15 protein-coding genes are annotated in these 11,517 nt (G+C 36.4%); 6 read left to right on the forward strand and 9 right to left on the reverse strand.

Annotated features, from left to right (window positions below):
• Positions 1-10: 10 nt before the first annotated feature.
• Positions 11-808, reverse strand: a complete 798-nt coding sequence (recX, locus tag ACE199_RS11425; RefSeq protein WP_375350047.1) for a recombination regulator RecX — start codon at positions 806-808, stop codon at positions 11-13.
• 110 nt (positions 809-918) lie between these two features.
• Here recX and ACE199_RS11430 point away from each other — a divergent pair, with 110 nt between their 5' ends.
• The 3 genes from ACE199_RS11430 (at position 919) to ACE199_RS11440 (ending at position 2,353) form a co-directional block, all read left to right on the forward strand.
• Entirely contained in the window at positions 919-1,824 is a 906-nt protein-coding gene (locus ACE199_RS11430) for a TIGR01777 family oxidoreductase (RefSeq protein ID WP_375349893.1), read from the forward strand.
• A gap of 190 nt (positions 1,825-2,014) precedes the next feature.
• Complete coding sequence (locus ACE199_RS11435; RefSeq protein ID WP_127759076.1) at positions 2,015-2,140, forward strand: YfhE family protein; 126 nt, start codon at positions 2,015-2,017, stop codon at positions 2,138-2,140.
• A gap of 30 nt (positions 2,141-2,170) precedes the next feature.
• On the forward strand, positions 2,171-2,353 hold the full coding sequence (locus ACE199_RS11440) for a YfhD family protein (protein ID WP_252288974.1): 183 nt from the start codon (positions 2,171-2,173) through the stop codon (positions 2,351-2,353).
• Positions 2,354-2,824: 471 nt separating this feature from the next.
• On the opposite strand, the gene ACE199_RS11445 is transcribed toward ACE199_RS11440, so the two are convergent.
• Entirely contained in the window at positions 2,825-3,013 is a 189-nt protein-coding gene (locus ACE199_RS11445; RefSeq protein ID WP_375349894.1) for a hypothetical protein, read from the reverse strand.
• Positions 3,014-3,302: 289 nt separating this feature from the next.
• Here ACE199_RS11445 and cidR point away from each other — a divergent pair, with 289 nt between their 5' ends.
• On the forward strand, positions 3,303-4,202 hold the full coding sequence (cidR, locus tag ACE199_RS11450) for a cidABC operon transcriptional activator CidR (RefSeq protein ID WP_252288972.1): 900 nt from the start codon (positions 3,303-3,305) through the stop codon (positions 4,200-4,202).
• Positions 4,203-4,375: 173 nt separating this feature from the next.
• Entirely contained in the window at positions 4,376-4,747 is a 372-nt protein-coding gene (locus tag ACE199_RS11455; RefSeq protein WP_252288971.1) for a hypothetical protein, read from the forward strand.
• Between the two features lie 119 nt (positions 4,748-4,866).
• Here ACE199_RS11455 and ACE199_RS11460 read toward each other — a convergent pair whose 3' ends face one another.
• The 4 genes from ACE199_RS11460 to ACE199_RS11475 form a co-directional block, all read right to left on the reverse strand.
• Positions 4,867-5,910 carry an AI-2E family transporter gene (locus ACE199_RS11460; protein ID WP_375349896.1) on the reverse strand — a complete coding sequence of 348 codons (1,044 nt, stop codon included), beginning with the start codon at positions 5,908-5,910 and terminating at the stop codon, positions 4,867-4,869.
• 213 nt (positions 5,911-6,123) lie between these two features.
• Entirely contained in the window at positions 6,124-6,354 is a 231-nt protein-coding gene (locus ACE199_RS11465) for an excisionase family DNA-binding protein (RefSeq protein WP_119118837.1), read from the reverse strand.
• A gap of 140 nt (positions 6,355-6,494) precedes the next feature.
• The gene (locus ACE199_RS11470; protein ID WP_375349897.1) at positions 6,495-7,655 is read right to left on the reverse strand and encodes a toxic anion resistance protein; all 1,161 of its coding nucleotides are present in this window, start codon (positions 7,653-7,655) and stop codon (positions 6,495-6,497) included.
• The gene (locus ACE199_RS11475) at positions 7,652-8,308 is read right to left on the reverse strand and encodes a 5-bromo-4-chloroindolyl phosphate hydrolysis family protein (protein WP_252292949.1); all 657 of its coding nucleotides are present in this window, start codon (positions 8,306-8,308) and stop codon (positions 7,652-7,654) included. The genes ACE199_RS11470 and ACE199_RS11475 overlap by 4 nt, the downstream gene beginning before the upstream one ends.
• A gap of 533 nt (positions 8,309-8,841) precedes the next feature.
• On the opposite strand from ACE199_RS11475, the gene ACE199_RS11480 reads away from it, so the two are divergent.
• Positions 8,842-9,246 (forward strand): hypothetical protein, encoded by a 405-nt coding sequence (locus tag ACE199_RS11480; protein WP_375350048.1) that lies wholly within the window; start codon positions 8,842-8,844, stop codon positions 9,244-9,246.
• Between the two features lie 276 nt (positions 9,247-9,522).
• On the opposite strand, the gene ACE199_RS11485 is transcribed toward ACE199_RS11480, so the two are convergent.
• The 3 genes from ACE199_RS11485 to ACE199_RS11495 form a co-directional block, all read right to left on the reverse strand.
• Positions 9,523-10,224, reverse strand: a complete 702-nt coding sequence (locus ACE199_RS11485) for a pseudouridine synthase (protein ID WP_375349900.1) — start codon at positions 10,222-10,224, stop codon at positions 9,523-9,525.
• Positions 10,225-10,470: 246 nt separating this feature from the next.
• The gene (locus tag ACE199_RS11490; protein WP_127759067.1) at positions 10,471-10,695 is read right to left on the reverse strand and encodes a helix-turn-helix domain-containing protein; all 225 of its coding nucleotides are present in this window, start codon (positions 10,693-10,695) and stop codon (positions 10,471-10,473) included.
• Positions 10,696-10,701: 6 nt separating this feature from the next.
• Positions 10,702-11,514 carry an HAD family hydrolase gene (locus ACE199_RS11495; protein WP_375349902.1) on the reverse strand — a complete coding sequence of 271 codons (813 nt, stop codon included), beginning with the start codon at positions 11,512-11,514 and terminating at the stop codon, positions 10,702-10,704.
• Positions 11,515-11,517 lie beyond the last annotated feature (3 nt).

Genomic DNA, 11,517 nt, shown 5'->3' on the forward strand with positions numbered 1-11,517 from the left:
TTGGCTATTTTTACTCGCCTTCTAATTCGTTTAAATAACGCTCAATTAATTCAAGTGAAAACCCTTTGCGAAATAAGGCTTGCTTAACTTTTTGTTGAAATAAAAAACCTTCATAAGCGCGATAGCGACGAATGATTTTTTCCGCCTGATAGCATAAAGAATCCCACTCTTCTTGCTCATCCTTTTCAATCGTTACGCCTTCCAGGGCAATGACAATCACATCGCGCGAAAACCCTTTACGGCTTAACATATGCTCAAGCTTTTGTTGTAAAGCCCGTTCTGAAATAGCTTTTTCCTTTTTGATTGATTTATTAGCTAAATGCTTAGCATGATCAATTTGCACATCAAAGGGATATTCCAGAAGCGCTTGTTGAATCAATAGATCACTAATCCCCTTTTCCTTTAACTCACGCTGAAGCACAACCGGTCCTTTATTGCCGCCATTCACATGCGTTCGTACATAAGCTTTAGCAAAGTCTAAATCATTTAAATAATTATATTGATAGAGCCTATGAATCGTTTCATGAATAATTGGCTCTTCAATTCCTTTCTGCTTTAAATATAAACGGATCTCCGCTTCAGAGCGCATGCGGTACGATAAATATCCTAAAGCATCTGTAAACGATTTTTGAATATTATCATGAAATTGAATTTGACTTAATAATAACGCATCAATTTCTTTTCCTTTTTTTAATTGGAATTTTAACAGAACATCCTCATCAACACTAAACGAATACTTTTCATCTATAAAGATATTATAGCGATCCGTTCGCTTTGTTTGAGTGGTTATTTTCGTAATTGTTGGCATCATACACACCTCCTTTTTACTTTACCACATTCAATCGTCGCTTTCTCTTTCAAAAGGCTGCCATTCCATGATAAGGTTAGCTCAAATCCTCTTAAAAGGAAGTGTTTTCCATGAATATTGCCATTGCAGGTGGAACAGGCTTTGTTGGAACTGCCCTCGTGGATGAATTAATAAAAGCACATCACACTGTGTTTATCCTCACTAGGCATCCTGAAAAATATCACAATCAAAGTCAGGTTCACTATATTGGCTGGCTTTATGAGGGAGCCCGCCCCGAAAATGCATTGAACAATCTGGATGTATTTATTAATTTAGCTGGCGAATCTTTAAACAGCGGACGTTGGACAACCAAGCGCAAGCAGAAAATTACAGAAAGCCGCCTGACCGCCACAAAAGAAATGAATCGGATTCTGGCTGCCTGTACACATAAACCTTCTGTTGTTATTAACGCGAGTGCAATTGGTGTATATGGAGTGTCGGATCAATTAACCTTCTCTGAAACAACAGAATCTATTGGGGAGGACTTTCTAGCACAAACGGTGAAGTTGTGGGAACACGAAGCACTTCGCTCTAAGGCATACAGCAATCGAGTTGTCCTAGCTCGGTTCGGTTTAATTCTCGATCAACAAGGTGGAGCACTGCCAATGATGGTATTACCGTACAAGCTAATGGCCGGCGGCACAATGGGACGCGGAACTCAATGGCTCTCATGGATTCATATCCAAGATGTCATTCGTGGAATTCTTTTTTGCATCAATCACCCTAAAATCTCTGGTCCCGTCAATTTTACCTCTCCAGAACCAACACAAATGAAACCATTCGGGCAAATGATTAGTTCTATCACCCATCGTCCGCATTGGCTTCCTGTACCGTCGTTCGCCCTTAAACTGGCTTTAGGTGAAATGAGCATGCTTGTTTTAGAAGGACAACGTGTACAACCAACTAAATTATTGCATCATCATTTTTCATTTTCTTACCCAACTTTAAAACAAGCCTTAACTGACCTTTTAACATAATAAAGTGAAACTTCCATCAGTGGGGGTTTTCCTTCATCCCCCACCTACCTTCTTTGGTTCCTCATAAGGTTGAGGTGGGGTTCTTACTGCCCGTTAAGTGTGGGATAAAGTCAAAAGAAAAAAATTCCTGATGTATGTTTAGTTCATTTAAGGAAAAAATAGAAATATTACCAAAATAGGAGATGATTAAATGGCCAATAAAAAACATGAAAAGTTAAGAACAAATTTAACTAGTACACAAGCCGTACTATACTCACGTGAATTTAAAAGCGCAGATCGTGCAGGCGGATTCACTGATAAGAGAGCCCGTCGTTAACATCTAATCATCCTGATAGGAGGTACTTCAATGGGACAAAACCATAAACCTATTAAACGGAATAAAAACAACCAAGGACTATCACAATTCGAAAAAAACTTACAAAGTGATGGAATTGATGTGGAATACTCAGCAGAATTAGCAGATGCAGATGATTTAGAGGCACAAGCACGAGCAAATGCAGCTGATCAACGCGCTAAAAGAAATAACTAATATATAAGGCTTGCTTTCCTCAGGCCTTGCATAGAATCAATATGAGGCTGACCCAAAAGTCACGAAAAATGGCTTTCGGGTCAGCCTCTCCGTTTAGCTGAACAATCATGCTCCTCAGATCATTACGTTTTTGCCTTCGTTAAAGTGTGTTAAAGGACAAAATCTGGGAAATATTAAAGAATAGCGCTCTTCACTTTTACACACAGGTTTATCCACAGAACTGTTAATATTGTGGATATATTCTGAAAATACAGATAAATAATGAACTGTAATCTCCATTTTATTAACATCATAATTATGGAAATTATGGATAACTTTGTGGATATTGTGGATAAACTCTACCATTCATTCGTATCCCTTTATTTCTTTTGTGGATAATTTTTTAAAGTACCTTTATGGGAAATAAATTTTTAAGTTACTTGTGCAAAACAAAAAACTTCCCAAGTTCCGTTACTTGGAAAGCTTTGAACTTTAACTAATTAATTCAACTAAAGAATCAATCCTAATCCATGTTCTCCTTAAACGATACTCATGTGCTTTCTCAAAAATTAACTTATTAGCTGCTTCATAATCCGTTTCTGCCTCTACTATACTACGCCCTTCTAAAAACGTATTTTCATCAAAAAAAGCATGCCAACTAATTTTAAATAACTTATTCACCTTATTCCCCCGCTTCTACCCTCTATACTAGCACCTTATTTATAGTATTTATCGGTTGTTCCCTTCAGTATTTAAAGAAATCCACCAGATTATCTAGGAAATATAACATGGTACGAAAGACCTTTATCCTCTCGTAAATCATAAAGATATCTATATAAATCCAAATTCATTTTCTGACATGATCCTAATTTAGAAGTCTCCCCCTTTTCTACAACTCAAAAATTTACATTCCTATGACGATATGTGTACAATAAGAAATGATTGACCTAAAGAAAAGCAGGTGACGGCATTGGACATCAAACATTTACAATACTTTATTCAAGTAACACACTTCAATAGCTTTACTAAAGCCGCCGAACATTTATACATTACTCAGCCTACGATTAGTAAAATGATTAAAAACCTCGAAACCGAGTTAGGTGTGGAACTTTTTGATCGCTCACGTAAACAATTAACACTTACCGATGCCGGACGAGTCGTACTCGAACAAGCAAAATTAATTGATAAGGCATTTAGCAATTTAGAAACAGAAATGGAATATCTGTCGGGCTTGAAAAAAGGACATATTCGACTAGGATTACCCCCAATTATCGATGCTTCCTTTTTCCCAAAAATTATCGGCCGCTTTCATGAGGAGTATCCAAATATTACACTCCAATTAATAGAAGATGGTTCGAAGAAAATACAAGAGGCTGTGGAAAATGATTTACTTGATATCGGTGTAATTGCTTTCCCTACTAATACTGAACTTTTTCACTCTTTTGCATTTTTAGAAGAAGATATTCGATTAATCCTCCATCCGGAACACCCACTAGCTCAAACTGAAGAAGTTGATTTAGGAGCTCTGGCTCAAGAAGACTTTATTCTTTTTAATAAAGAATTCATACTGCGTGACCTTGTCGTCTCCTCCTGTGAGGTAGCTGGCTTTACTCCTCGTGTTATGTCAGAGAGTTCACGTTGGGACTTTCTTGAGGAGATGGTAGCCTGCAAGCTAGGGATTACACTATTACCCGAAAGTCTATGCAGTCACTTACAAAGTCACGTTTGTTCTGTAAAAGTCATTAACCCATCTATAAAGTGGAAGCTAGGAGTCATTTGGAGTAAAAATCGTCATCTATCCTTTGCAGCTAAAGAATGGCTGCGCTTTGCAAAACAAGTATTAACCGACCAAAAGCTAGATACAGATTAATCTTCCTTTCAAATCCATGAATGGACTATTCATCAAACCTCAATCATAGATAAAAGCTATAGTTATAATGAATTATAACCATTTTACTTTCTATAGAAGCAGGAGTAGACTGTTTATGAATATAAGCATTGTGAAATTGGAACCTATTTTTTCATAGTACGAAAGGAGATATTATGGTCACTTTATCAAGTGTAGATGAGTTGCAAACAACCGAAGAGGCACTGGAGAAAATTAAAGATTCTTACCCCGAGTTATTTAAGAAATTACTCCATGTCGTTGGCTTAACACGCGCTTTTCAATTTAAGTATCAATATATGGGCTGTTTGATTATGGACGAGGACGCAAGCGAATTTACCCCTGAATTTGTAATGCCCTCTGTCATTAGTCTATATAAAGAAGAAATACAAAAATTAAAAGATGATCAAAATATCCATATTTTACAAAAGACTTTCGCTGACTATGAAACAATTGGATATGCCAAGATAAGCATGTTGGTGCTTGGACAAAGCCCTGAATCGCTTCTCGGTGCTTCATACATTAAATAAATAAATTACCCCTTACTTGTTCCCAGAGCCCTCTTCTGATTTCAGAAGAGGGTTCGTTCTATATTATCCAACTGAACATAAAAACAGCAATCCCTTTAATTAGAGATTGCTGTTTTTATTTAACGAGTTGCTTTATGATTATCCTCATGAATATCTAACATATCTAATAGGAAGATAAAGATTGGAATCCCAATAATTAACCCCCAAATACCAAGGAAGTGTTCGGAAAAGATAAGTACGATAAAGGTAAAAAATGTTGGTAAATTCGTCTTAGCAGACATAAACTTCGGATTTAAAATATAACTTTCTATAGCATGGATGACAGCAATCATGATTAATACAGCAATAACCATTGAAATCCCGCCTATACTATAGGCAATCATACTAAGTGGGATAAGTGAAATAATCACACCTGCTACCGGAATTAATCCTAAAAAGAAAATCATAATACCGAGTCCTATTAACTGAGGGAAACCCATTATCCATAAGAAAGTAATAGAAAGGACCGCGTTTGTTGTCGCAATTAAAAACTGGACTTCGATTACTTTCCCAAATGAATTCACAAATTTTCTGCCAAAATGCTCGATATTTAAAAAGAAACTACTGAATTTTCCTCGTTTAAATTTAGAGGTAAAACGAATAATTTTGTCCTTTTCTAATAAGAAGAACAGGCTCAATAAGATGGAAAGGAATATTTGGAGAGTTAACTTCCCAAGGTCTGCAATATATAAATAAACAAAGTTCACTTGCGTTTGAAAATCAAGCGGTGTTTCTACATCATTCATGTATGAAATAATATACCTGATGATGCGACTATCAGGCGGATTTTGGAAGAAAAATACAATTTGCTTCACTAGTTCCGTTAATTGCATCGTAATGACCGGTAAATATTTATATAACACAATACCTAAAGAAGACAGTACAATAGAATATAAAAATGCAATGACTACTTTAGAGTTAATCCGAATTACTTTATTTACTTGAGCCGTTATAAATCTCTCTAACCTGCCCATAAGAAACGTGAAAATAAAAGTAAACAATAATAAATTAAGCATACTTCCAATACTAATTAAAAATATAACAACAACGACTAATGCAATCAGTCTTGAAAAACCTTTACTTTGTAAATATTCTTTGACCACTAACCTATCCCCTAACTTCATTTTGGCATATTCATTCCTACTATATATATCTTACACAGATTAAGACAACTGTACTACTTATAGCCTTCATACAATATTTAGAAAAACCATCTCTACTTCTTCTTTTAGTGGCCACACTTCATAACCATTCTAGAGCCTAAATAATGGTCCAAATGTTATCAAAAAAATCCCCTATATTGAGAGTGTATAGAAATATCCGCTTTACAACAAATACTAATCTTCATCCTTCACATCAATATCTTCTGGAATAGGTTCATTTAAATACTCAGCAACCTGTTTTTTATAGGTCTCCAATTGTTCAAAATGTGTGTTAAATTGGTCTTTATAAATTAAATACTGTTCACCATCATGAACAGCCCGTATTTTATTTTGTAAAATTAAGCTTTTAATATGTGATTCTGATAATGATATATACTCTGCTGTTTCTTTCACTGTTAAATACATACCCTCACTCCCTCTATTATTACTATACTAGAAAAAGCTAGGATTTTCACGTTCCTAAGAACTATTTTGCAGATAATTTTTCCGCTCAATTAGACACAAAAAAAGCCTAGTCGTGACTAAGCTTTCACCATATAAACAATCTATTCTCCTCTAATCTCTAACAGCTTTTGCTTTAACTCTGTTTCCATAGAAGCTAGTTCGTGCTCTGCTTGACGACGCTTCATACGGCCTTCCTCTTGAATCTTCAGCGTTTCTTCCAACGTAGAAATTAAACTTGCCTGCGTTTTCTTTAATGTTTCAATATCGACAAGACCTCTTTCATTTTCTCTTGCTGTTTCAATCGTATTTGTTTTTAATAGTTCTGCATTTTTCAAAAGCAAGTCATTCGTTGTTTTAGAAACTTGCTTCTGAGCTTCAAGTGCATGGCGCTGTCTTACAAGAGTGAGCGCAATAGCTACTTGATTTTTCCACAACGGAATAGCGGTCATAATAGACGATTGAATTTTCTCTACTAATGCCTGATTAGTATTCTGAATTAAGCGAATTTGAGGCGCACTTTGAATCGTAATTTCTCGACTTAATTTTAAATCATGCAAACGTTTATCAAGCCGATCCGCAAATTGAATCATATCATTGACTTCTTGAAACTTCATTTGATCATTGGATATTTGTGCCGATTGTTTCAGCTCCGGAATGGTCTTATTATACAATTCTTCAAGCTTAATTTCACCTGCAGCAATATATACATTCAATGCATGAAAGTAATCTTTATTCGCTTCATATAATTTTTCTAAAATAGCAATATCCGATAATAAGACATTTTTACTTCGATCAAGCTTAACGCTAATTCGATCAATTTGTGCACCGGTTTTTTGATACTTAGACAGCATCTCTTGAACGGATCCTGAAACCTTACCAAATAATTTCCCGAAAAACGATTGCTTCTCTGGCTTTAATTCATCAGGGCTCACTTCATTGAGTTTCTTCATTAAATCACTGATAATTTCGCCAACCTCGCCAATATCTTTCTTTTGAACATGATCCAGCATGGAATGTGAAAAGGTTAACAGTTTCGCTTGAGCGGGTGTTCCATATGAAATCATCGCCTGATGGTCTTTAGGATTAATTTGTTCAGCTAACTGATAAGCTTTTGCCCGATTCTCTTCTGGAATTACATCAATCAGTTTAACAGGTTTGGACTCTGCTGCCGGACTTTCCATAATGACCTTTTGCTCTCCAAATGGATCCGCCAATAAGTCATCTAGTAAATTGTCCTTTTTAGAAAGATTACTTTCACTCATTTAGATCTCCTACTTTCATCAGGTAATTCTAATTCCTTCTTCCTATTAATCGATTGCTTGGCCACGTCTAATTCAAAATGCAAATCCTCAATATCTTCAGCAAGCATATGATATAAATCTTTCTCCACCGTTTTTGTCAGCTCATCAAGCGTCTGACGTGTTTCGACTAAAGATTGATTTAATTCTTTACTTTTACTAAGCTGCCGTGATAAAAACGCATATTTCTCAGATAACTCAACGATCGAGTCTAAATGTGAAAAATAAAACGGCTCCCCCTTATAAAATCGCTTCGGTTCATGTTTTGTTAAGCTATATATTCTTTTTAGTAAACGCATGAGCTCAATTCTTTGTTTCAAGGAAGAGATATGGCGAATGGTTAAAAGCGTTTTATTAATACGAGATATTTTTTCTTTTGCCTCAGTTAAATTTCTTCTTATATATTGATATTCTTTGCGTGTTAAACCGTGCTTTCTTACAAAACGCTGTTGTAAAAAGAAAGACGTAGCTCCATACAAAATAGCTCCTCCAGCCATTGCAGCGACTGTCGATAACATAGAAGTTAAATCAAAAGCAAAGAAACTCGCAAGCCACACAAGAAACGCGCCCGGCAGTGCGATCAATAATTGAATGAAAACAGCTAAAAATCTGTTCATTATAAGGACACTCCTGACATATAAAGTGAAACTTCCCTCGGTGGGAGGATTTATCCCCACTGAGGGTTAGTTGAACCAATCGGACCTTTACGGGCAGTTGACCTCCACCTCATAATTTGGAGGTGGAGGTCTTACTGCCCGTTAAGTGTGGGGTAAAGTGAAACTTCCATCACCGAAATATATACTTACTTCATTATACGGATGTAACAATATGAAGTTTCATTTCTTTCTACAATTTTAACGATATACGATTCTTTACATTTCTGCAAATTTTAATTAAATACGCTCTTTCTCTCGCTTTTCCTCCTCATTTAGACGTTTACCCAATCACTATGCCCATCTCTGCATACTGTATAAGGAATTTACCTAGATATCAAAAGGAGAGCTGCAAGATGAACCCATATAGTTATTATCCTGAGTATTATACGCCTTATCAACCTACACCGCATATGTCTTATCCAAATTATCCATACGCCTCGCAACCCAATATCCCACAACCAAATCCTTATGAAGCAGAACGCATGGAATCAACGATGTATGAACTAGATCAAGTTGAACCGGATAGGTCTTATCCAAATTATCCATATGCCTCGCAACCCAATATTCCACAACCAGACCTTTATGAAACAGAACGCATGGAATCAACGATGTATGAACTAGATCAAGTTGAATCGGATATATATGAATATGAAATAGATCGTCAACCACCCCAAGCTCAAGGTATCGAAAGAAGATTACGGGAATTAGAAAGAAGAGATGAACAGCAATCACGAGAAATCAATCGCTTGAACCGAGAAATTACACGTATTAATCGTGAAGTTACTCGTCTTAGCCAGAGTGATGAGCGTCAAAATCGCCGATTAAACCGATTAAATCAACGTCTACGTGCCGTTGAAAACCGCTTGAACATTCCATTTAGTGCACAAGATGGATTCTAATACTAATTAGCAGCAAAAGTTTAATCGCTTTTGCTGCTGTTTTATTTCATGGGCTATGTTAATGAATATTGTTAATTTATACGATTTTTGGCTCATTTGTGTGAAACCGCGGTTTCACACACCTTTCAGCAGAGCTGAAAGGTTGCTTATCCTCCAAGAAACGAGAGAGAAAGCGAGCTTTCTCCTTCGTTTCTTGGAGGATAAGCTTAAATGAGCCAAAATCAACAACGCTATTTAAGAGAAGTATTTCATAAGTGATGCAAACAAAATGTATACTCAAGTAGCACTTTCCTTTAACTGCGATAGAAGCGTGTATAATTCTTCATCCGTCAGATCTCGCCATTCCCCTTCTTCTATGCCATCTACATGAATGTTCATAATTCTAATCCGCTCAAGACGAACCACTTTATAACCAAGTGCTTTACTCATTCGTCTAATTTGTCGATTTAATCCTTGCGTTAAAATAATCCGAAATTGATAATCATTTATCCGAAAAACATGACATGGCTTTGTCTTTGTTCTAAGAATCTCTACTCCATTAGACATATCTTGAATAAACTTTTCCGTAATAGGCTTATCTACTGTTACTACATATTCCTTCTCATGCCCATTCTCTGAACGCATTATCCTATTAACGATGTCCCCATCATTGGTTAATAAAATCAACCCTTCAGATGCTTTATCTAATCTGCCAATCGGAAAGATACGCGAAGGGTAATTTACAAAATCCATGATGTTGCCTTCTACATGTTTGGCTGCCGTACATGTAATTCCAACCGGTTTATTTAGAGCAATATAGACAGGTTCGGCTTTCTTAGGAATACTTTTTCCATCAATAAAAACAACATCACCAGGACTAACCGTCACTCCGGGTTCACAAATCACACCATTAATCGTAATTCTCTTCGCTTCAATCAAACGATCTGTTTCCCGCCTTGAACAGTAGCCTGTCTCGCTAATATACTTATTGATTCTCATCTGTTTTCACTTCCATTATAAATACTACAGCGACAATAAACTTCATTCATGCAACAAGCTTGTTATTAAGACGCTATCGCTTTTTCCCCCGCACTTAACGGGCAGACCCCCACTGATCGAAGTTTCACTTTATCTACATGATTATTAAACATAGATTCTGTAAAAAAGAAGTGGTGACTCCCATTCTCTCTTGAGTCACCTACTTTTCTATAAATATTTACTATCCATATAAGTCCAAATGCTTTACTATTCTCTCTTTAATTTTCTTTCTTCTAACGTACCAAATACATACGCCATACCATCTTTCGTCACAATCCAATCTCTTCCCATTTTCTTAATGGTCCCTTTAGGAAATTGATCTATCCTTTTTCTTAACGTGGAGCTATCTATTCCCCATAATTTACAGGCATCCGCTGAGCCCATAATCGGCAGCTTATCTAAATCGGGTTTTGCTAAACTAATTTTTCCCATCTGTTATCACCTAATTAATGTTGTCTTACTCTCCAGAAGCTTCATAAGCAGCTCCTCGGTAAAAGCCACCCCTCGTCCGTTTAACCACGTTACTTTCGGAGCGTTGGGCATCGTCTCAAATATTTCTCCATGTAACGGACTATAGCCAATATCGGCTTCTTTCATCATCAAATAATCCATGAAAGAATCGCCTGCCGCAACATGTACATCATAATCATCGATATACTCTTTTACTCTTTGAACAGCAAAGGCCTTATCTACTTGTTGAGGAAGGATGTATAACTTTCTTCCATGTAAAAATGTTCTCCAGCCTATCTTCTGTAATTCTACTTCAAAAGCCGCTAGCTCATCGTAAGGAACTGCTTCTTTAACAATCTGAAATACATAGAAAAGGCCGTCGACATACGACTCTCGCAACACCCATGATTCATGCCTAATGGCAGCAAAGGCTTGCAGCATATCTTCCTTTGGCAAAGAAGTCCTCACAATTCTTGCATAGAGCTCTTGATGCCAATCTTGATCAACGGCTCCGTCTATAAGGATTGTACCACCATTACTCGTTACTGCAAATGGGGGCTTAATGTCGTTCTGAAAAAGATGAATTCTTTTATACAGATGCAAGGCTCTTGTTGTAACCGGAACAAACAAATGATTCTCATGAAATGTGTTCAATAGTTTAATGGATTGATAAGACATAAAAGTAATAGAACGCTCATCCATCATTTCTACACAAGCCGTTTCGCTTTCTATAGGATACTCAGTCATCATTCTTTCAGAATAGATTAACGTTCGATCTAAATCAGAAGTAAATAGTATCATCCG

It is taken from the genome of Peribacillus sp. Hz7 (genome assembly GCF_042136355.1).
GTDB lineage: Bacteria > Bacillota > Bacilli > Bacillales > DSM-1321 > Peribacillus > Peribacillus asahii_A.